Below are 21393 nucleotides of genomic sequence, written 5' to 3'. Positions count from 1 at the left end.
GTGCTTCGACAGGCCTCCACCGGCCGACCGGCGGTCAGTCGACGAGGTCGATGTCCCAGCGCTCGTCGTCGCGCAGCGCGGGGGACGTCCACGCGGGGTCGGGTCGCCACCGGGTCCATGACTCGTCGAAGGGCCAGTCGCCGGCCGCGAAGGAGGCCCGCGCGTGGCGGCCGTTGTGCCGGATCGCCTCGGCCTGCTCGGCCGTCCCCCGACCCTGCTCGACGGCCGCCTCGAGCTCGTCGGCGTCCTTGACGTTGACCGTGCCGTCGGCCTCGATCCAGAGGTCGAGCACGTGGTCGCCCGTGCACGTGTCGCGTCCGTCGCGACGGTGGACGGTCTCGAGGTTGACGTACCACCCTTCGAACGTCCAGCGGTCATGTGCCGCAGGGTCGCCCGGGTGATCGCCCTCGGGCACGTCCCAGAAGAGCCAGACCGACCACGGCAGCTCGGCCGGGGCGATGCGCAGGATGCCTGCGCCGCGCCACCGCGTCCGGGCCTGCACGCGCTGGGCGTCCCGGAGGAACCGCTCGGCCATGGGCACGTCACGCAGGTCCGAGCCGTCGGCATACCTCTTCGTCAGCTGCACCGTGCCGGGCGCGAGCCACGCGACCAGGCCCTGCTCGTCGTCGCGCACGACCCGCATCGGTGCGACGCTCTCGGGGCGTCCGGGACGCCAGCCGAGGTCCCGGTAGCGCCACATGACCTCGTCGCCGGCGTCGAGGAACGGCGGGACACCGAGCGTGCGGGCGCCCTCCGGCGGCCACACGGGATACGGCGCAAGCACCGGGGCAGCGGACAGCGGTGAGGTGTCGGGCACGCGCCCCACCCTACGAGCCGCGGTCAGCCCGAACGGCCCGTCGGCGTCAGCCGGACCACGGCGATCCCGCGACCGGACCTCGTCGGGCAGCCGGCACGCGCGGCGCGGTGCCCGCTCAGCCTCGGGGTCGCTCGTCGACGATGCGACGGGCCTTGCCGATCGAGCGCTCGATCGTGCCGGGGTCGCGCACCTCGACGCGGCACGTCGTGCCGATGTGGGTCTTGATCGCGTGCTGGAGGGTGCGCGCGATCTCGTCGGCGGCGCCGGGCTCGAGGCGCGTGAGCGGCTCGACCAGGACGGTCAGCTCGACCATCCGGCCGGGCTGGGTCAGCACGCACTGGAAGTACGGCGACAGCCGCGGCTCGGCGAGCACGTGCTCCTCGATCTGGGTCGGGAAGACGTTGACGCCGCGGATGATCATCATGTCGTCGGTGCGGCCGGTGATCTTCTCCATGCGGCGCATCGACGGGACGGCCGTCCCGGGCAGCAGCCGCGTCAGGTCGCGGGTGCGGTAGCGGATCACCGGCATGGCCTGCTTCGTCAGCGACGTGAAGACGAGCTCGCCGACCTCGCCGTCGGGCAGGACCTCCTCGGTGATGGGGTCGATGACCTCCGGGTAGAAGTGGTCCTCCCAGATGTGCAGGCCGTCCTTCGTCGTCGCGGCCTCCTGCGCGACGCCGGGGCCCATGACCTCCGAGAGGCCGTAGATGTCGACGGCGTCCATGCCGGTGCGGCGCTCGATCTCCTGGCGCATCGACTCGGTCCACGGCTCGGCGCCGAAGATGCCGACCTGCAGGCTCGTCGCAGCGGGGTCGATGCCCTCGCTCTCCATCTGGTCGAGCAGGCTGAGGAAGTAGCTCGGCGTCACCATGATGACCCGCGGCTCGAAGTCCTGGATGAGCTGCACCTGCCGCTCCGTCATGCCGCCGCTGACGGGCACGACCGTGGCGCCGAGCCGCTCGACGCCGTAGTGCGCGCCGAGGCCGCCGGTGAACAGGCCGTAGCCGTAGGCGACGTGGACGATGTCGCCGGGGTGTCCGCCCGCGAGGCGGATCGAGCGGGCCATGAGGTCGGCCCACGTGTCGATGTCGCGCTTGGTGTAGCCCACCACGGTGGGACGGCCGGTGGTCCCCGAGCTCGCGTGCACGCGTACGACCTGCTCGCGGGGCACGGCGAACATCCCGAAGGGGTAGTTGGCCCGCAGGTCCGCCTTGGTCGTGAACGGCATACGACTCACGTCGTCGAGCGACTGCAGGTCGTCGGGGTGGAATCCCTTGGCCTCGAACGCAGCCCGGTAGTGCGGGACGTTGTCGTATGCCGCGTGCACGGTTCGCCGGAGACGCTCGAGCTGGGTGGCGCGCAGCTCGTCCACCGACATCGTCGGGATCTCGTGATCCGGCAGGCCTGGCTGGTCGGGCTGCTCGGGCTGGTCGGCTGGGCGGGTGGCGGCTGACTCCGTCGTCATGGCCCCATTGTGCCCACCCCGCGCCCGGATCACCCCGGCCCCGCCCACCCCCGAAAGTCGAGTGGGCACTCTCACCCGGGGTGAAAGTGCCCACTCGACGGTCGAGAGACCGCGGACGCTCAGACGTCGGCCGTGGTGGTGGTCGTGCCGGTGCTGGCGGCGTCGGCCCGCGCCTCGTCGTCCTCGGTGCGCATGCGCTTGAGGAACGTCCTGGTCCGCTCGTGCTGCGGGTTGCTGATGACGTCCTTGGGCTTGCCCTCCTCGACGACCACCCCGCCGTCCATGAAGACGACGTGGTCGGCGACGTCGCGGGCGAAGCCCATCTCGTGCGTCACGACGATCATCGTCATGCCCTGCTTGGCGAGCTCGCGCATGACGAGGAGCACCTCGCCGACGAGCTCGGGGTCGAGCGCCGACGTCGGCTCGTCGAAGAGCATCAGCTTGGGGTCCATCGCGAGGGCGCGGGCGATCGCGACGCGCTGCTGCTGGCCGCCGGAGAGCTGTGCCGGGTAGGAGTCCGGCTTGTCGCCGAGACCGACCTGCTCGAGCAGCTCGAGCGCCCGGGCCCGTGCCTTCTTCTTGTCGACCCCGCGCACCTGGACGGGGGCCTCCATGACGTTCTGGAGCGCCGTCATGTGCGGGAAGAGGTTGAAGCGCTGGAAGACCATGCCGATGTCGCGGCGCTGGGCAGCCACCTGCTTGTCGGTGAGGTGGTGCAGGTGACCACCCTCCTCGCGGTAGCCGACGAGGTCACCGTCGACCCAGATGCGGCCGCCGTCGATGGCCTCGAGCTGGTTGATGCAGCGCAGGAAGGTCGTCTTGCCCGAGCCGGACGGCCCGAGCAGGCAGACGACCTCACCACGGTGCACGTCGAGGTCGATGCCCTTGAGCACCTCGTTGCCGTGGAAGCTCTTGAGCACGTTGACCGCACGCACGAGCGGCGCGTCCTCGCCGGTGCGCGAGCGCTCGTGCGGCTGCGAGGACTCCGCGGTCGTGCTGGTGGTGGAGTTGTCGGACATCAGGCGCCTCCTGCCCCGGCCGGACGGGCGAACCGCTTGTTGCTCGGGGTGCCGAAGCCGCGTCCGAAGCGCTTCTCGAGGAAGTACTGCCCGACCATGAGCACCGACCCGACGATGAGGTACCAGGCGGTGACGGCGACGAACGCCGGCATGATCAGCAGCGTCCGGTTGCCGATGGCGCTCGTCTGGTAGTAGAGCTCGGTGATGACGGGGATCGCCGAGAGCAGCGAGGTGTCCTTGACCATGGCGATCGTCTCGTTGCCGGTCGGCGGCACGATGACGCGCATGGCCTGGGGGAGCACGATGCGGCGCATGGCCTGGCCCCGGTTCATGCCGAGCGCCGAGGCCGCCTCGGCCTGGCCCTTGTCGACCGACAGGATGCCGGCGCGCGCGATCTCGGCCATGTAGGCCGCCTCGGACAGGCCGAGGCCGATGATGCCGGCGAGGAGCGTGCTCGAGAACTGGTTGACGTTGAGGGTGAAGAAGGTGAAGTCGCTCGACAGGCCCATGAGCGAGGCGAGCTGCTGACCGAACGGGACGCCGAAGTCGAGCCGGTTGTAGAGGAAGCCGACACCGCTGCCGATCATGGCGAGCAGGACGAGGCGCGGGATGCCGCGGAAGAACCACGTGTAGACGAACGAGACGCCGCGCAGGATGGGGTTCTCCGACAGGCGCAGCACGGCGATGATGATGCCGCCCACGATGCCGATGACCATCGAGCCGACGGTGCCGATGATCGTGCCCTTCCAGAGCCCCTCGAGCACCGGGGTCTGGCGCATGATCTCGAGCGCCTTGGGGAAGTTCCAGCGTTCGTTGGTCAGGAACGAGGTGACGAGCATCGCGACGAGCACGAGGATCACGGCCAGCGCGACCCAACGGCCGGGGTGCCGGACCGGCCGGGCGTCGATGACGCCCGGCCGGTCGGTGGTGGTGTCGGTCATCCGCGCGCTCAGGGGTTGAGGGCGAAGTTGTCGATGGCGCCGGCCTCGACGGAGTACTTCTTCAGGGCCGCCTCGTAGCTGCCGTCGGCCTTGCTCGCCTTGAGCGCGTCGACGAGGAGGTTCGCGAAGTCCGTCTGGTCCTTGGGCACGACGTAGCCGTAGGGCGCCGAGTCGTAGATGTCGCCGAGCGCCTCGAGCGAGCCCGTCTGCTTGACGGCGTAGAGGCCGACCGGCGAGTCGGCGAGCATCGCGACGGTCTTGCCGCTCGCGACGTCGGCCGTGACCTGGTCCTGTCCGGTCTGGATGACCTGGGTGATCGCGGGCTTGCCGGCGTCGGTGCACTTCTTGCTGCGGGCGGCGAGGTCCTCGGCCTGCACGGTGTCCTTCTGGGCGCCGACGCTCTTGCCGCAGACGTCGTCGATGCTGACCTTCTGCGGGTTGCCCTTGGCGACGACCCACTGGGTGCCGGCGCTGTAGTAGCTCACCATGTTGACCTGCTTCTTGCGGTCGGGGTTGATGGTGAAGCTCGAGACGCCGACGTCGTACTTGCCGCTCGTGACGCCGAGGATGATCGTGCCGAAGCCCGCCGGGACGTACTCGGTCTTGAGACCGAGCTTGGCGGCGACGGCGTTGAAGACGTCGACGTCGAAGCCCTCGACGGTCTTGCCGTCGGAGCCGAGCATCTCGTTGGGCGCGTAGGTCGGGTCGGTGCCGACGACGATCTTGCCGGCGGACTTGAGCTTGGCGGGGACCTTGGCCGCGAGGGCCTGGTCGACGCCGCCGCCGGCGGCGGTCCCGGCGGGCGTGCTGCCCGCGCCGGGCGACGTGGACAGCGAGTCCGAGCCGCAGGCTGAGAGCGTGAGGCCGGCGGCGATGAAGCCGGTGACGGCGATGAGGGGCAAGCGACGCATCAAAAGGGTCCTTCCGGGGCAAGCAGGTCGTCCGAGTGCGGGGGCGACGGTGCACCCCGCTGATCTGGCCGATCCTGCCACCTTTCGCTGGGCCTGCCCACGGATGCGACCGAACCGTTAGCGGGCACACACGGACGCCCCGGGCGGACCCGCCCGGGGCGTCCTGCGCACTCAGAGGCGGTAGCGGGTGATGCTGCCGGGAGCGTTGACCACCGGACCCTCGGGACCGAAGGCCACGTCGGCGAGGGTGCCGACGTAGAGCGACCCGCCTTGGATCTCGATCGAGAGCGGACGGTCCGTCGTGACGACGGTCGAGGTCCGACCGTGCTTGAGCTTCGTGACCTTGCCCGCGAACAGCTCGGCGACGTAGACGGAGCCGTCCTTGCCCAGCGCCAGGTCGGTCGCACCGAGGAAGCCGGTCGCGACGCGCTGCGCCGAGTGCTTCCAGGGGTTGACCCGGTAGACCGAACCGCGGGCTCCGAGACTCGGGTCCTCAGGACCGCCCGGCAGCGTCGAGACCCAGAGCCTGCCGTGCTCGTCCCGCTCGACGTCCGTGGGGACGGCCTCGAAGTTGTACGTCGCCCCGGCCATGCAGGACGGCGCGCCGAGGCCGGCGACCTGTTCGGCCGACAGCGTGATCGGCTGCGGCGGGAGGACCGCGATCGTCGACACGTGCCCGTGTCGGTCCACGCGCAGGACGTCGTTGCCGCCGGCGTCCGCCACGGCCCACGCACCGTCACCCAGGTAGGCCACGGCATACGGGTGCGAGTCGACCTGGCCCGTGTAGGTCGCGGGGAGCTGGAAGGCGTTCATGAAGAAGTCGTCGAGCTCGCCCGGCGCGCAGGACGTTCCGCCGGCGACGATCCCGTAGGTCACGCCGCCGTCGGGGTTCTTCTTCTTCTCGTAGCCGCTGAGGTCGGCGACGACGTCCGGACGGCCCTTGGTGCGGATCGTCAGCGTGGTCGCGCTGTGGTCGTCGTTCGACGACGTGAAGGCGAAGGTCCGGCCGCCCTGGATGACGTCGATGCCGGCGACCTCGGACTGCGGCCCCGTCGTGACGACCTTGTCGCTCCCTCGCGAGATCTTGTTGACGGTGCCGACGAATCCGTCTGTGTACCAGACGTCCTGACCGGCGATGGCCATCCCGAACGGCGCGATGACCTTGTTGTTCAGCACTTTCGGCGAGTGTGCCTGGGTTCCCCCGGACCCGTGGGCGGAGGCGCTCGAGGCGGTGAGACCAGCGAACGCAGTGGCTGTCGTGCACGCGGCGACGACAGCGGTGATGGCGCGGATGGTGATCGTCATGTGGTGTCCCCTTGTTGTCCTTGAGAGCGGGAGTTGCGGTGCGCTCTCGCGGCGTCCCAACGACGTCGTGGATCCGACGTTAGGGAAGGGCTGTGGCGTCCGTCACACGATTTCCCGGATCGCTCCGGCCGTTTGCGAGGTCTGCGTCGAAACGCCCAGAAGATCCTCGGGACACGGCCGTGATCGGGTCGCGGACCTGTCTGTGGACGGGCGGTGCGTGGCATGAGCCGCCCTCGGGTAGCATGGACACCAGCGGCCCGCCCAGTTCTGCCTCGGGCTGCTTCTTCTTGGCCGGGCGGAATGTTCGCCGGCCCCGTCGATTCGCTCTTGCGCCGCGACACCTCACAGCTGAGGCCGTCGCGCCGGGCAGAACGACCGCATCCACTTATGGGAGTACCCACCTGTGTCCACTGACACGAACTTCGCCGTCCTCGGCGTGCCCACCCACCTGGTCACCGTCCTCGACGAGCTCGGCATCACGGTGCCGACGCCGATCCAGGCCGCGACGCTGCCCGACTCGATCGCCGGGCGCGACGTCCTCGGCCGTGGCCGCACCGGCTCCGGCAAGACGTACGCCTTCCTGCTGCCGCTGCTGACGCGCCTGTCCCAGTCGGGCGGCCGTCGCCAGGCGCGCCGTCCCCGGGCCCTCATCCTCGCGCCGACCCGCGAGCTCGCGACGCAGATCGACACCGCGATGGCGCCGCTCGCGAAGCCGCTCGGCCTCACGTCGCAGACGATCTTCGGCGGCGTCGGCCAGAACCCCCAGGTCCAGGGTCTGCGTGCCGGTGTCGACGTCATCGTCGCGTGCCCCGGCCGTCTCGAGGACCTCATGCAGCAGGGTCACGTCTTCCTCGACGGCATCGAGATCACCATCCTCGACGAGGCCGACCACATGGCCGACCTCGGCTTCCTCCCCGGCGTGCGCCGGATCATGGAGAAGACCCCGCCGAAGAGCCAGCGACTGCTCTTCTCGGCCACGCTCGACGGCGCGATCAACGTCCTCGTCAAGCGCTTCCTCAACAACCCCGTGACGCACGAGGCCGACTCGGCCCAGTCGCCGGTCTCGACGATGAGCCACCACGTGCTCCACGTCGACAACGGCTCGCACCTTCCCGTGCTGCTGGACCTCACTGCCGCGCCGGGTCGCACCGTCGTCTTCACGCGCACCAAGCACCGGGCCAAGAAGCTCGCCAAGCAGCTCAACGCCTCGGGAGTTCCGGCCGTCGAGCTGCACGGCAACCTCAGCCAGGGTGCCCGCACGCGCAACATGGACGACTTCCACTCGGGCCGCGCCCAGACGCTCGTCGCCACCGACATCGCCGCCCGCGGCATCCACGTCGACGACGTCGCGCTCGTGATCCACGCCGACCCGCCGGTCGAGCACAAGGCCTACCTCCACCGCTCGGGCCGCACCGCCCGTGCCGGCAACGACGGCACCGTCGTCACGATGATGCTCGACGACCAGGTGCGCGACGTGCGCGACCTGACGCGCAAGGCCGGCATCAAGCCGACCACGACGCGCGTCCAGCTCGGACACCCGCTCCTGACCGAGCTCGCCCCCGGCGACCGGTCGTATGCCGGTGGCCTCGTCCGCGAGGAGGCGCCCGCGGGTGCCGGCGGCGGACGCGGCGGCAACGGTGGCGGGGGTGCCGCTGGTGGCCGTGGCCGCGGTCGTGGTCGCGGCGGCAACGGCGGGGCGCCCGCCGGTGGCCGTGGTGCCGGAGCCACTCGTCCGGCCGGCGAGGGTGGCCGCGGTCGTGGCCGCGGCGACGAGGGCTCGGGCCGCGCAGCCGGTGCCGGTCGTGGCGCCGCTGGTGGCCGTGGTGGTCAGGCCGGTGGCCAGGGTGGTCGTCGCTCCGGTGGTGCCGGTAGCGCTGGTGGTGCCGGTCGTCGCGGCGGCTCCTCGACCGTCTACTCGACGAGCAGCGGTGGCAGCGCCGCGTCGTTCTCCGCCGGCACCCGTGCCGGCAGCCGCCGCTCCCGCTGACCCCAGCACCCACCCCAGCTCTTCAACCGTCGAGAGGCCAAAGTTTGCGGCCTCCGACCAGTCGAGAGGCCAAAGTCTGCGGCCTCCGACCAGTCGAGAGGCTAACGTTCGTCACGAACGTTGGCCTCTCGACGTCGGCACACCCACAAACTGTGGCCTCTCGACGTGCGGGGAGTGCAGTCAGGGGCGGGGACTCGCGAGCGTGCGGCTGCGGCCGCGGAACTCGGCGATGATCTGGCCGTCGGACTCCCGCTTGACCGTCACGTCGGTGATGCCGCTGCGCCCGAACGCCGAGCGCACGTGTCCTTCGGCGACGAGCACGTCCCCGAGCCGCCCCGGCGCGGTGAAGGTGATGTCGGCCCCGGCCGCCACCGTGAGGCGCCCCCGCGAGTTGCAGGCGAGCGCGAAGCACGAGTCGGCCAGGGTGAAGATGTAGCCGCCGTGGCAGATGGCGTGGCCGTTGACCATGTCGTCACGGATCGCCATCCGCACGACGGCGTGGTCCTGCCCGACGGTGACGGCGTCCATGCCGAGCCGGCGCGACGCCTCGTCGTCGGCCCACATCTGCCGGGCGAAGGCGACCCCGGCGTCCCCGGCGTCCTCGTCGTTAGAGGTGATGTCGGCGGGCACGTCGGTGCCGGTTTCACCTCGACCGGGGGCATCGCTCACGACAGGCTCCCGTCGGTCAGTGCGGGGCTCGGCCGGTAGCGGCCACCGGGGTAGGCCTCGTCGAGCTCGGCCACCTGCCGGGCCACGACGTCGAAGCCGATCTCGCGGCCCCAGGCGATCGGGCCCTTCGGGTAGCGGGTGCCGAGCCGCATCGCGGTGTCGACGTCGTCGGCGCTCGCCTCGCCGCGGGCGACGAGGTCGACAGCCTCGTTGACGAGCATCGCGAGCGTCCGGGCCAGCGGGTCCGTCGCGATCGGTCCGCCGACGAGTCGTCCGGCGAGCTCGAGGTCGGGCTCGCCGGCCTCCGCTGAGGCGCCCACCGAGCCGTCGGCCGCATACGCGTAGATCCCCCGACCGGACTTGCGGCCGAGGCGGCCGGCCTCGACGAGCTCCTGCTGGAAGGCCGTCGGCGTGTAGCGCTCGTCCCGGCCCGTCTGCTCCCACACCGAGGTGCCCACGGCGAGGTTGACGTCCTGGCCGATGAAGTCGGTGAGCTCTAGGGGACCCATCGGGAAGCCACCCTTCTCGCGCAGGATCCAGTCGACCGTGGCCGCGTCGGCGATTCCGGCCTCGACGATGCGCTGGGCCTCCCCGTAGAAGGGGCGCGCGACCCGGTTGACGATGAAGCCGGGCGTCGAGCGGCACCGGACCGGTGTCTTCCCCCAGGCGTTCATGAGGGCCACGGCGTGCTCGACGTAGGCGTCCGCCGTGCGCTCTCCGTGCACGACCTCGACGAGCTTCATCACGGGTGGCGGGTTGAAGAAGTGCAGGCCGAGCACGCGCTCGGGGTCCGTGACCTCGTCGGCGACGTCGTCGATGTCGATGCTCGAGGTGTTCGTGGCCAGGACCGTGTTCGGGGGCTGGCGGTCGGCGAGCTCGGCGAAGATGCGGCGCTTGAGGTCGAGGTCCTCCGGCACGGCCTCGATGACGAGCCCGCAGTGCGGCAGCTCGTCGATCGACTCGGCCGGGGTGATCCGCTGCAGCACCGCCGTCGCGTCGTCCGCCGACAGCCGTCCCTTGTCGACGAGGCGCGACAGGGCGCTCCCGATCCTCTCGACGGCGGTCGCCGCCGCGCCGGGGACGGCGTCGACGAGCGCGACGGCGTGGCCGGCGCTCGCCGCCACCTGGGCGATGCCGGCTCCCATCGCGCCGGCCCCGACGACGCCGACGGGGCCGAACGACGACCCCTCGTGCGCCGTTTCCTTGTTGGTGCGGTCGGGCTCGGTGACGTCCGTGTCCATGGCGGCCATCCTGCCGTCTCGCCCGCCCCACGTGCGCGGTGGGCGGTCGCCGGAGCGCGCCACACGGCATACGACCGCGGTGTGCGGCGGGGCTAGCATCGACCCGTGACTGCACCGGCAACGACGCCCACCCACCCCCTGCTCGACGCGCACGCGGGAGTCCTCGACGAGATCCGTCAGGCCCTGGCAAGCCGCAGCTGGTACTCCCGCTACCCCGAGTCGCCGAGCCCACGCGTGTACGGCGAGACCGCCGCCGCCGACGGGCTGGCCGCGCACGAGGCGCACCTGAACACGGCGTATGCCGGCCTGTCGAGCCAGCCGACCGACGGCACCTTCGTGGGGAGCGAGGTCTCGCCCTACGGCCCGACGCTCGGCGTCACCTACCCGGCACTCGACCTCGACGCGGGGCTCGCGGCCGCGCGGGCGGCGATGCCGGCCTGGCGTGACGCGGGTCCGCAGGCGCGGGCCGCGGTGTGCGTCGAGATCGTCGACCGCATCAACAAGCGCAGCTTCGAGATCGCCAACGCCGTCATGCACACCTCGGGGCAGCCGTTCGTCATGTCGTTCCAGGCCGGGGGCCCGCATGCCCAGGACCGCGCCGTCGAGGCGATCGCGGCGGGGCTCGTCGAGCAGGAGCGCGTGCCCGCGTCGGTGGTGTGGGAGAAGCCCGGTCGCGACCGCGAGGGCAAGCCGGCCCCGACCCGCATGCAGAAGGACTACCGCCTCGTGCCGCGCGGCGTGGCGCTCGTCATCGGCTGCAACACGTTCCCGACGTGGAACGCCTACCCCGGCATCTTCGCCTCGCTCGTCACGGGCAACGCGGTCGTCGTCAAGCCGCACCCGCGCGCCGTGCTGCCGCTCGCCATCTCCGTCGAAGTCGCGCGCCAGGTGCTCGCCGAGGCGGGCTTCGACCCGGCGCTCGTGCAGCTCGCCGCCGAGGCGGACGGCCAGGGCCTGGCCAAGACGCTCGCCGAGCGCGACGAGGTCGCCATCATCGACTACACCGGCGGCCCGACGTTCGGTGCCTGGCTCGAGGAGTCGGCGGCCGCGCACGGCAAGCTCGTCTACACCGAGAAAGCCGGCCTCAACTCCATCGTCGTCGACTCGACCGACGACCTGCGCGGCATGCTCGGCAACCTCGCCTTCAGCCTTACGCTCTACTCCGGCCAGATGTGCACGGCGCCGCAGAACCTCTACGTCCCCGAGGGTGGCATCGACACCGACGAGGGGCACCTGTCCTTCGACGAGTTCGGCGAGCGCCTCTCCGGCGCCGTCGGGCGCCTGACCGGTGACGACGCCAAGGCCGTCGAGCTGCTCGGCGCCACCGTCAACGACCAGGTGCGTGACAACGCGGACTCGCTCGCCTCGATCGCGCAGGACGCCGACGGCCGGGTCGTGCTCGACTCGCGCCGCGTGACGCACCCGGCGTATGCCGACGCCGTCGTCCGCGCCCCGGGCCTCGTCGCCGTCGACGTCGCCCGCGAGGACGTCTACACGCAGGAGTGCTTCGGCCCGGTCGGCTTCCTCATCCGCACCGCCTCGACCGAGCAGTCGCTCGCGCAGCTCGCCGACACCGTGCGCGAGCACGGCGCGATGACGGCCGCCGTCTACTCGACGGACGAGTCGGTGCTCGACGCGGCGCGCGACGCCGCGGCCGAGGGCGGAGTTGCCCTGTCCGAGAACCTGACCGGCCAAATCTTCGTCAACCAGACGGCGGCGTTCTCCGACTTCCACGGCACGGGCGCCAACCCCGCCGCCAACTCCGCCTACACCGACGCCGCCTTCGTCGCGAACCGCTTCAGGGTCATCACGTCGCGTCGTCACGTCTGAGGCGCGGGTGGTCCTCGCTCCAGCCTCGCTCGACCGGGCAGCCTTGCAGCGCAGGGTGGTTCGGACTCTCGTAGGCTCCCAGATCCTCAGCGGTGTGGGGATGGCGTGCGGCATCGCGGTCGGCGCCCTCCTCGCCGAGGACCTGAGCGGCACCGAGGCCCTGGCGGGCGTCGGCACCACCGCCCAGGTGCTCGGCACGGCGCTGCTGACCATCCCCGTCGCACGGGCGACAGCTGCGCGCGGCCGTCGCGTCGGGCTTCGCTGGGGTCTTGCGGTGGCGTTCGTCGGCGCCGCGCTGGTGCTCGTCGCCGCCGTCCTGCGCTCGTTCCCGCTCTTCGTCGTCGGCATGTTCCTCTTCGGCGGCGGCACGACCGCCAACAACCAGACGAGGTATGCCGCGGCTGACCTCGCCGCCCCCGTGCACCGTGGTCGTGACCTCTCCATCGTCGTCTGGGCGACGACCATCGGGTCCGTCGCCGGCCCGAACCTCGTCGGCCCGGGCAAGGCGCTCGCGCACGCCCTCGGGCTGCCTGAGCTGGCCGGGACGTTCCTCTTCTCGCTCGTCGGGTTCGTGCTGGCCTGGATCGTCGTGGACCGCCTGCTACGGCCCGACCCCCTGCTCACGGCCCGCGCCCTCGACGCCGCCGCCCGTGAGGAGACGCGCCGTACCGCGGAGCCGGACCTCGTCGCCGACCCGGCGTGCGGGGGAGTGGTCGACGTGCCCAACCACGACGGGTCGATGCGACGCGGCCTCGCCGTCGTGCGAAGCAACCCGCGGGCGCTGCAGGCGATGGTCGTCATGGCCCTCGGCCACCTCGTGATGGTGAGCGTCATGGTCATGACACCGATCCACATGAAGCACGGTCACGCCGAGCTCGAGGTCATCGGCTTCGTCATCTCGGTCCACATCCTCGGGATGTTCGCCCTGTCCCCGCTCGTGGGGGCGGCGGTCGACCGCTGGGGCGCGCCGCCCGTCGCGATGACCGGCGGTGTCGTGCTGACGCTCGCGTCCCTGCTCGCCTCGCGCTCGCAGGCCGGCTGGTCAGGCCTGCTGCTCGTCGCGCTCTTCCTGCTCGGGGTCGGCTGGTCGTGCACGCTCGTGTCGGGGTCGACCCTGCTGACGTCGGTGGTCGCCACCGACGAGCGTCCGGCGACGCAGGGTCTCGCCGACGTGCTCATGGGGCTCGCCGGAGCAGGGGGAGGCGTGGCGGCCGGCGTCGTCGTCGGGTCGCTCGGCTACTCGGCGCTCGCCTCCGGGTCCGCCGTCGTCGGCGTCGTCATCCTCGCCGTCGGCGCTGCGCGCGTGCGGCACACCGCGGCCGAGCTCAGCTGAGCAGGGTCAGCACGAAGCCGATGAGCGGCAGCGTGCCCTGGGTCAGCGCGGCGCGCAGGTAGCTGCGGCCGGTGGTCACGAGGACGGATGCGGCGAGCACCATCGACGCGGTGCAGAAGAGCACCAGCGTGCGACCGGCCGTGTCGTGGCCGGTCCACCAGAGGACGAGCCCGAGCCCGGCGCCGAGCCCGAGGAAGAGGTTGTAGAAGCCCTGGTTGTAGGCCATCGACCGCGTCACGTCGGCCGCGGCCTGGTCGGCGACGCCGAAGCGCTTCCAGACCTCGGGCCGGGTCCAGCCGACGCTCTCCATCCAGAAGATGTAGACGTGCAGCAGTGCGGCCAGCCCGACGAACACGCTCGCGGCGATCCTCATGCTCGGATCGTAGGCCCCGTCGAGTGGCCCCGCCGTCCCACTCGTCCCACGTCGACCGTGTCGCTCGCCCGTGTGGCTCGCTCGCTCGTGTGGCCCCGCGGCCCCACCTGTCCCAACCGTCGTGTGACGGCGGGGCCACTCGACGCGGGAGCGGGGTCGACGGGTGTGACGGCGGGGCCACTCGACAGGTTGGGCGGGTCGGACGGAAGGGCGGAGGGCGGGAGGGTCAGGCGGTGATGCGCAGGGTGCTCGTGCGGTCGGGCTTGACGAGCACTTCGATGCGGTCGGCGACCCGGGACTTCAGCTCGGTCACGTGGCTGACGATGCCGACGGTGCGTCCGCCCTCGCGCAGTCCCTCGAGGGTGTGCATGACGTCGTCGAGCACGTCGGGGTCGAGGGTGCCGAAGCCCTCGTCGACGAAGAGCGTGCCGAGGTCGACGCCCCCGGACTCGGCCCGCACCACCTCGGCCAGCGCGAGAGCGAGGGACAGCGAGACGTAGAAGGTCTCGCCGCCCGAGAGCGTGCCGACCTCGCGGACCTGGTTGGTGTGCATGTCGTGCACGCGCACCCCGAGACCCGACTTGGCGTTGCCCTTCTTCGCGTCGGTGTGCTCGAGCGTGTAGCGGCCGCCGGAGAAGCGGCCGAGCTCGGTGTTGGCCGCCGAGAGCACCTCGGTGAAGCGCCGGATGAGGACGTACTTGGCGAGGTCGAGGTTGAGCTGGTTGTCGCCGTTGCCGGCGACGAGCTGGCCGACCCGCACGGCGTCGGCGGTCTCGGCGATGACGGCGGCGTTGCGGGCCATCGCCTCGCGCACGTCGGTCACCCGTCGCTTGGTGCGGGTCACCTGGTCGCGGAGGCTGCCGTGCTCGTTGGTCGCGGCCTCCATCTCCTTCTTGGCCGCGGCGGCGAGGGCCTCGAGCTGCTCGATGTCGTCGAAGAGGGCGTCGAGCTGGACGTCGGCGAGCTCGGGGCCGGTGAGGCCGGCCCGGACCTGGGTGCAGTCGCGCTCGAACTCGGCGATCTCGCGGGTCTTGGCGTTGATCCATTCGGCGCCGCGGTCGGCCGCCATCCACTCTGCGACGTCGGCGAAGCCGAACTGGGCGAGGTCGGCGTCGCGCGCCGCGGTGTCCTCGGCGACCGACGCGGCCGCGACGTCGCGCTGGCCGAGCGCGTCGACGAGGGCGTCGATGCGAGCGGCGCGGGCGACGAGGTCGTCGCGCCGGGCCGTGACGCTGGGGTGACCGTCGCGAGCGACCTCGACGACGGACGTCTCCTCGGCGATGCGCGCCTCGAGGTCGGTGGCCGACTGCTCGGTGCGGGCGAGGTCGGCGCCGAGGCGGCCTGCCTGCGCGGAGAGGGTGTCGACGCGGTCGCGCAGCTCGGTCAGGCGAGCAGCTCCCGCCTCGACGTCGGCGCGCGCCCGCACCGACTCCGCGAGATCGCGGGCCGCGGCCTCCGCGCGCGACCGGGCGCTGGCGACGTCGAGCCCGTCGCACCGGGCCGCCAGCTCACGCACCTCGGACCGGAGGTTGCCGAGGGCCTCGGCCGCGAGGGCCGCCTGCTCACGAAGGCGGACGACGCGACCCTCCTCGGACTCGATCTGCTCAGGGGTCACGGCATCGAGGGTCGGGTGGGCCGGCGAGGGATGCTCGGGCGACCCGCACACGGGGCACGGGTCGCCCGCAACGAGGGAGAGCCCGAGCTCACCGGCGATGCCGTCGATGCGAGCCCGGCGCAGCCCGGCCAGGGCGGTCTCGGCGGTCGCGACAGCCGACAGGGCCTCGGTCGCCACCGCCTCGGCGCGCGGCACGCGGGCCAGGGCGGCCTCGTGCGCGACGGCGGCCTCGAGCCTCTCCTTGGCCCGCTCGCCCTCGTGCGCGCGTCCGTCGAGGAGTGCGGCGACGCGTCGGCCCTCGGTCAGCGCCTCCTCGTGCGTCGCGATCGTCAGGGGGAGGGCCTCGAGCTCGGTCGTCACGGCGGTCACCGACCGGTGCAGGCCGTCGAGCCGCTCGCGCAGCTGCCTCAGCTGTGCGAGGCGGCCGGGCAGGGCGTCCTCGAGCGTGATCGCGCCGGTCAGCGAGCCGACGACCTCGCGGGCCTGCGCAGCCGCCTCGCGCAGAGCGGCGGGACCGTGGTCCCGCAGCGCCGCGTCGACGTGCGCACGGGCCTGCGTCAGGGCTGCCTCGGACCGCTTGAGGGCGGCCTCGGACTGGGCCAGGGTGCGCACGGCGCCGGCGACGGGCCGGGCCTGTCGAGCCCGGGCCACCTCCTCGCCGAGCTGCTGGAAGGCCACCGCCTGCTTGCCGAGGTCGTGCTCCTGCTGCTGCAGCTGGAGGAGGCGCTCGCGGCGCTGCATGCGCAGCCGCGCGTCGCTGACCATGTCGGCCATCTGCTTGTGGGTCTCGATGGCCTCGCGGCTCGCCTTGCCGGCGTGGCGCTCGCGGGTCGTCAGCTCGTCGACGACCTGGGCCAGCTCGGCGTCGAGGGACTCAGGAGCGGTGCGACTCAGGGCCTCGAGCACGTCGCGGCGCTGGGTCTCGAGACCGGCCGAGACGGCGAGGGCGTGCACGGCGAGACGGATCTCGTCGACGGCGGACTGCCGCCGGGCCTGGGCGACGCGGCCCGCCTCGACGATCTCGTCCTGGACCCGCCGGAAGAACGCCGTGCCGAAGACCTTCTCGAGGAGCTTGCCCTTGTCCTCGGACCGGGCGCGCAGGAAGGTTGCGAACTCACCCTGCGGCAGGATCACCGTCTGCACGAACTGGTCGCGGGTCAGGCCGACGGCGCGGGTGATCTCGTCGTCGCAGTCGCCGATGTTGGTCGAGAGCAGGTCGCCGCCCTCGAGGTCGTCGGGGGTCTGCAGCCGCCACAGCTTGATGGTCGGCTGCTGCACGGTCGTGCCCTCGCCGCGCGACTTGGGCCGCTCGAAGCGAGGCGTGCGCTGCACGCGGTAGAGCCCCGACTGGGTCTCGAAGACGAGCACCACCACGGGCACGGTGCGCGGGTCGGCGTGGTGGGAATGGATGCGCTCGACGTCGGCGGAGGCCTGCGCGACCTTGCCGTAGAGCGCGAAGGTGATGGCGTCGATGATCGTCGACTTGCCGGACCCCGTCGGGCCCTCGAGCAGGAAGAGGCCGGCGCGCCCGACGGTGGTGAAGTCGATGACCTCCGTGCCGGCATACGGCCCGATGGCCGTCATGGACAGGTGGTGCATCTGCACGTCAGCCCACCTCCTGCGCCTCGGCGCGGTGCTGGGCCCGGACCGCAGCCTCGAAGCCCGCCTCGAAGACGTCGACCTCGCCGCCGCTCGCCTCGGCCTTGGTGACGTAGGCGATGAAGTCGGAGCCGAGCTCGCGCGGGTCGCGCTCGCTGACGACCGTGGTGCCCGACCTGCCGCGGTCGATGGCGCCTTCGGGCTCGTGGAAGACCTGCAGGGCGTGCGGGAAGCGGGACTTGAGCCGGTCCATGAGCGAGTCGGGTCGCACCCGGTCGGTGATCGTGATGCGCACCCACGCGGACTCGGCCCCGGCGAACGTCGGCGACTCGAGCAGCTCGTCGAGGCACCCGCGCAGCGTCGCCATCGTGCGCGGCTGCACGACCTCGACGGGCGTCACGCGAGCCGGCCCCGACGCGTCGAGGTCGACGAGCAGGACGACCTTCTGCTGGTCCTGCTCGGAGAAGGAGTAGCGCAGCGGCGAGCCGGAGTAGCGCACGACCGACCCCTCGGCCGAGTCGGGAGCCTGCGGACCGTGCAGGTGCCCCAGCGCGGCGTAGTCGATGTCGTGGAAGACGGTGCCGGCCACGCGGTCGACGCCGCCGACCATGATCGAGCGCTCGGAGTCGCTCGGCTCGGCGCCCGCGACGAAGGCGTGCGCCAGCACGACCGAGCGCACGCCCGGGCGGTCGGCGAGGTCGGCGCGGATGCGGTCGCAGGCAGCCCCGACGACGGCCTGGTGCGAGCGCGGCAGCGGCTCCCTGCCACCGGCCAGCGCAACTCGCGCGTGGTCGGGGTCGAGGTAGGGGATGCCGTAGACCGCGACCCGCACGCCGTCGCTGCCCTCGAGCAGCATCGGCAGGTCGAGCTGGCCGAGGTCGGTGACCATGCGGATGCTGTCGCGGAAGAGTCCCGCGCCGTAGCCGAGGCGGATCGCCGAGTCGTGGTTGCCCGAGGTGACGACGACCGTCGTCACCGCCGACAGCCGCGAGAGGGTCCACTCGAAGAGCTGCACCGACTCGACGGGCGGCACGCCGCGGTCGTAGACGTCACCGGCGACGAGCACGGCGTCGATCGGCACCCCGTCGGGAGGGTCCTCGACGAGCTCGCAGATGCGCTCCAGGACAGCCGTCTGCGCCTCGTGGAGGTTCACGCCGTGGAGCGTGCGCCCGAGGTGCCAGTCGGAGGTGTGGAGCAACCGCATGCCACGACGGTAGGACCCTGCGCCGACACCCTCACCACCGACACCCCGGTGGGCGTGGCGCGGCCCGAGTGCACGGCCTGCGCGTCGGGCAGTCCGGGGAGGCCGGGGCGCAGCTCGGCCTGCAGGCCCTCGAACATCGCGGAGAGGTGCACGCTGCTCGCCGGCGGTTATCGTCGTCCATGGTCGTGTCCACCTTCGTCATCGCCAGGCGTCAGGAGCAGCCGACATGAGCCCGACCCCGCCCGTGGCCCCGGTCGACCCTCTCGTCGGCACGGCGGTACGGTCCGGCCCATGAGCGCCATCGACCTCAACAGCGACATCGGCGAGGGCTTCGGCCGGTGGACCCTCGGCGACGACGAGGCCATGCTCCGCGTCGTCACGAGCGCCAACGTGGCCTGCGGCTTCCACGCCGGCGACCCCAGCATCCTGCGGCGGGTGTGCGCCCGCGCCGCGCAGCTCGGCGTGGCCGTCGGCGCCCAGGTGGGTTACCGCGACCTCGCGGGCTTCGGCCGTCGCCACATCGAGATGGACCCGGCCGAGCTCGTCGACGAGCTGATCTACCAGATCGCGGCCCTGCACGGCATCGCCGGCGTCGAAGGGGCCCGCGTCAGCTACGTCAAGCCGCACGGCGCCCTCTACAACGCGGCAGCGAGCAACCCCGTGACGGCCGGCGCGGTCACCGAGGCGGTCGCCCTCTTCGACCGGTCGATGCCGGTGCTGGGCCTCGCCGGCTCCGAGCTGCTCGTCCGCGCCGAGGCCGACGGTCTGACCGCGGTCGCCGAGGCCTTCGCCGACCGTGCCTACACGCCCGAGGGCCTGCTCGTCCCGCGCCGTGAGCCGGGGGCCGTCATCCACGACGCCGACGTGGTCGCGCGCCGCTGCGTCCAGATGGCCACGGAGTGCACGGTCGTCGCCATCGACGGGACCACGATCTCCGTTGAGGCACAGTCGATCTGCATCCACGGTGACACCCCCGGCGCCGTCGAGATGGCGCACGCCGTGCGTCGCGCGGTCGACGACGCCGGCGTCGCGCTCCGCCCGTTCACGGCCGTGCCCTGATGACGCGCCTGCTGGCGGCTGGACACCGCGGGCTCCTCGTCGAGTGCGACGACCTGCCCCAGGTGATGGCCCTCCACCGCACGCTCGAGGAGGCCCGCGCCGGGGGCGCGCTCCCCGGCGTCGTCGACCTCGTGCCCGCGGCCCGGACGGTGCTCGTCACGTTCGACGACACCTCCTCGCACAGCCGGGTCGCAGAGGCGCTGGCGTCCCTCGACGTGCGCGCGGCCGACCACGAGCGGCCCGACCACGAGGTCGAGGTGGCCGTGACCTACGACGGGGACGACCTGGACGAGGTCGCGCGCCTGTCCGGCCTGTCGGTGGAGGAGGTCGTGCGGCGCCACGGCGCGGCCACCTACCGCGTGGCGTTCACCGGTTTCGCGCCGGGCTTCGCCTACCTCGTCGGGGGAGACGCCGCCCTCGTCGTCCCGCGCCGGGGCACCCCGCGCACCCGCGTCCCCCGCGGCTCCGTCGCCCTGGCGGGCGAGTTCACCGGCATCTACCCGCAGGAAGGGCCGGGCGGGTGGCAGCTCATCGGCCGCACCGAGGCACCGCTGTGGGACCTCGACCGACAGCCTCCGGCCCTGCTCGCTCCGGGCACCCGCGTGCGCTTCACGAGGCGCGACCCGTGATCGAGGTGCTGCGGGCCGGTCCGCTGACGACGCTCCAGGACCTCGGCCGTCCCGGGCTCGCGCACCTGGGCGTCGGTCGCTCCGGCGCCGTCGACCGCCCGAGCCTGCGCCTCGCCAACCGGCTGGTCGGCAACCCGGAGGGCGCGCCGGCGCTCGAGACGACGTTCGGCGGTCTCGTCCTGCGCTTCACCGAGGCGGCCACAGTGGCCGTCACCGGCGCCCCGGCACCGCTGTGCGTCGACGGCCGCGCGCACGCCGGCTGCACTCCCGTCACGGTCAGGGCGGGTCAGGTGCTCGAGCTGGGGATGCCGACCCGCGGCGTGCGCACCTACCTGGCGCTGCGCGGTGGCGTGGCGTGCGAGCTCGTGCTCGGGTCGGCCGCCACCGACCTGCTCTCGCGCCTGGGCCCGGCCCCGTTGCGCGACGGCGACACCGTAGAGCTGGGCCGGCCCGCGGGTCCGATGCCCGGCGTCGACCACGCCGCGGTGGCTCCGCTCCCCGACGAGGTCGTGCTGCGCGCCGTCCCCGGCCCGCGCGCCGACTGGTTCACCGACGACTCGCTCACCCGTCTGGGACGCGCCGCCTACGAGGTGACCGCGGCATCCGACCGGATCGGGCTGCGGCTCGAGGGCCCGGCGCTGACGCGGGGGCGCACCCACGAGCTGCCGTCCGAGGGCATCGTCGAGGGCGCCGTGCAGGTGCCGCCGGACGGCCGCCCGGTCATCTTCCTCGCCGACCACCCCGTCACCGGTGGCTATCCCGTCGTCGCCGTCGTGCACCCCGAGGACGTGCCGCTCGCCGCGCAGGCGCGGCCCGGTCAGCCGCTGCGCTTCGCGCTCCAGCGCCCGCTGCTCTGACGCCCCGCGGCCGCGTCTGGGAAGGGTCGTATGCCGTGAGCCCGCCCTCCGGACGGAAGGCGGGCTCACGGCATTCCGGATTGACCTGCCGGAGCCGCTCGCATGCTCACGGCCACGGCAGCTCCCCGGCTCCACGTCTACGAGCGACGGAGGGGACCTCAGTCGGTCTTGATGAAGCTGAGGATCATCGACACGAAGGTGACGATGAGCGCGCCGAAGACGGCGTCCCAGAAGAAGTGGTCGACGTGGAAGGCGAGGTCGAACTTGCCGGCCAGCCACGACGTCAGCTCGAGCATCAGGGCGTTGACGATGAAGACGAACAGCCCCAGCGTCAGGATGATCAGCGGCAGCGAGATCAGCTTGAGCAGCGGCTTGATGAAGGCGTTCACGATGCCGAAGATCAGGGCGACGATGACGACCGTCTTGACGACCTGACCGGTGGTGTCGCCGCCGAAGGTGATGCCGGGGATGGCCCACGCGGCCACCCACAGGGCGACGGCGTTGATCACCGTCTGCAACGCGAAGTTGAGGAGCATGCG

At 72.2% G+C, this 21393-nt stretch carries 18 protein-coding genes; 6 read left to right on the top strand and 12 right to left on the bottom strand.

What is annotated here, in order from left to right:
* Nucleotides 1-34: 34 nt before the first annotated feature.
* The 6 genes from IEY30_RS20010 to IEY30_RS19985 form a co-directional block, all read right to left on the bottom strand.
* Nucleotides 35-817: a ribonuclease FAU-1 family protein gene (locus IEY30_RS20010; protein ID WP_156035400.1), complete on the bottom strand. Its 783-nt coding sequence runs from the start codon at nt 815-817 to the stop codon at nt 35-37.
* Between the two features lie 115 nt (nt 818-932).
* Nucleotides 933-2282, bottom strand: a complete 1350-nt coding sequence (gene paaK, locus IEY30_RS20005) for a phenylacetate--CoA ligase PaaK (protein WP_030200606.1) — start codon at nt 2280-2282, stop codon at nt 933-935.
* A 119-nt stretch (nt 2283-2401) separates the two neighbouring features.
* Complete coding sequence (locus IEY30_RS20000; RefSeq protein WP_030200609.1) at nt 2402-3301, bottom strand: amino acid ABC transporter ATP-binding protein; 900 nt, start codon at nt 3299-3301, stop codon at nt 2402-2404.
* Nucleotides 3301-4242: an amino acid ABC transporter permease gene (locus tag IEY30_RS19995; RefSeq protein WP_030200612.1), complete on the bottom strand. Its 942-nt coding sequence runs from the start codon at nt 4240-4242 to the stop codon at nt 3301-3303. The genes IEY30_RS20000 and IEY30_RS19995 overlap by 1 nt, the downstream gene beginning before the upstream one ends.
* A gap of 8 nt (nt 4243-4250) precedes the next feature.
* Entirely contained in the window at nt 4251-5153 is a 903-nt protein-coding gene (locus tag IEY30_RS19990; RefSeq protein ID WP_030200615.1) for an ABC transporter substrate-binding protein, read from the bottom strand.
* Nucleotides 5154-5324: 171 nt separating this feature from the next.
* Nucleotides 5325-6458, bottom strand: coding sequence for a ScyD/ScyE family protein (locus tag IEY30_RS19985; RefSeq protein WP_052358734.1), 1134 nt, complete (start codon nt 6456-6458; stop codon nt 5325-5327).
* Between the two features lie 403 nt (nt 6459-6861).
* On the opposite strand from IEY30_RS19985, the gene IEY30_RS19980 reads away from it, so the two are divergent.
* Entirely contained in the window at nt 6862-8445 is a 1584-nt protein-coding gene (locus tag IEY30_RS19980; RefSeq protein ID WP_030200619.1) for a DEAD/DEAH box helicase, read from the top strand.
* Between the two features lie 180 nt (nt 8446-8625).
* Here the strand turns inward: IEY30_RS19980 and paaI are convergent, their stop codons facing one another.
* Entirely contained in the window at nt 8626-9114 is a 489-nt protein-coding gene (gene paaI, locus IEY30_RS19975) for a hydroxyphenylacetyl-CoA thioesterase PaaI (RefSeq protein WP_229675116.1), read from the bottom strand.
* Nucleotides 9111-10355, bottom strand: coding sequence for a 3-hydroxyacyl-CoA dehydrogenase NAD-binding domain-containing protein (locus tag IEY30_RS19970; RefSeq protein ID WP_030200624.1), 1245 nt, complete (start codon nt 10353-10355; stop codon nt 9111-9113). Before IEY30_RS19970 ends, paaI begins: the two co-directional genes overlap by 4 nt.
* A gap of 105 nt (nt 10356-10460) precedes the next feature.
* On the opposite strand from IEY30_RS19970, the gene paaN reads away from it, so the two are divergent.
* Nucleotides 10461-12185 carry a phenylacetic acid degradation protein PaaN gene (gene paaN, locus IEY30_RS19965; protein WP_030200627.1) on the top strand — a complete coding sequence of 575 codons (1725 nt, stop codon included), beginning with the start codon at nt 10461-10463 and terminating at the stop codon, nt 12183-12185.
* A gap of 100 nt (nt 12186-12285) precedes the next feature.
* Nucleotides 12286-13518 carry an MFS transporter gene (locus IEY30_RS19960; protein ID WP_229675121.1) on the top strand — a complete coding sequence of 411 codons (1233 nt, stop codon included), beginning with the start codon at nt 12286-12288 and terminating at the stop codon, nt 13516-13518.
* Here the strand turns inward: IEY30_RS19960 and IEY30_RS19955 are convergent.
* The 3 genes from IEY30_RS19955 to IEY30_RS19945 all read right to left on the bottom strand — a co-directional run bounded on the left by IEY30_RS19955 (nt 13511) and on the right by IEY30_RS19945 (nt 18309).
* Nucleotides 13511-13891: a DUF1304 domain-containing protein gene (locus IEY30_RS19955; RefSeq protein ID WP_030200634.1), complete on the bottom strand. Its 381-nt coding sequence runs from the start codon at nt 13889-13891 to the stop codon at nt 13511-13513. The two genes, IEY30_RS19960 and IEY30_RS19955, sit on opposite strands and share 8 nt — an antisense overlap.
* 226 nt (nt 13892-14117) lie before the next feature.
* On the bottom strand, nt 14118-17105 hold the full coding sequence (locus tag IEY30_RS19950; protein ID WP_229675120.1) for an AAA family ATPase: 2988 nt from the start codon (nt 17103-17105) through the stop codon (nt 14118-14120).
* Nucleotides 17106-17112: 7 nt separating this feature from the next.
* Complete coding sequence (locus IEY30_RS19945; protein WP_030200639.1) at nt 17113-18309, bottom strand: exonuclease SbcCD subunit D; 1197 nt, start codon at nt 18307-18309, stop codon at nt 17113-17115.
* A 291-nt stretch (nt 18310-18600) separates the two neighbouring features.
* Between IEY30_RS19945 and IEY30_RS19940 the strand changes: the two genes are divergently transcribed.
* The 3 genes from IEY30_RS19940 to IEY30_RS19930 are packed head-to-tail and all read left to right on the top strand — an operon-like array spanning nt 18601 to nt 20854.
* Nucleotides 18601-19368: a LamB/YcsF family protein gene (locus IEY30_RS19940; protein WP_030200642.1), complete on the top strand. Its 768-nt coding sequence runs from the start codon at nt 18601-18603 to the stop codon at nt 19366-19368.
* Complete coding sequence (locus tag IEY30_RS19935; RefSeq protein WP_030200643.1) at nt 19368-19997, top strand: 5-oxoprolinase subunit B family protein; 630 nt, start codon at nt 19368-19370, stop codon at nt 19995-19997. The genes IEY30_RS19940 and IEY30_RS19935 overlap by 1 nt, the downstream gene beginning before the upstream one ends.
* A complete protein-coding gene (locus IEY30_RS19930; RefSeq protein WP_030200651.1) occupies nt 19994-20854 on the top strand; it encodes a 5-oxoprolinase subunit C family protein in 861 nt (286 codons plus the stop codon). Before IEY30_RS19935 ends, IEY30_RS19930 begins: the two co-directional genes overlap by 4 nt.
* 158 nt (nt 20855-21012) lie before the next feature.
* On the opposite strand, the gene IEY30_RS19925 is transcribed toward IEY30_RS19930, so the two are convergent.
* Nucleotides 21013-21390, bottom strand: coding sequence for a phage holin family protein (locus tag IEY30_RS19925; RefSeq protein WP_030200652.1), 378 nt, complete (start codon nt 21388-21390; stop codon nt 21013-21015).
* Between the last annotated feature and the right edge of the window lie 3 nt (nt 21391-21393).

The organism is Terrabacter tumescens (assembly GCF_014646815.1).
GTDB lineage: Bacteria > Actinomycetota > Actinomycetes > Actinomycetales > Dermatophilaceae > Terrabacter > Terrabacter tumescens.
The sequence above is the reverse complement of the archived record's forward strand: the minus strand, read 5'-3'. Positions and strand labels throughout refer to the sequence as shown.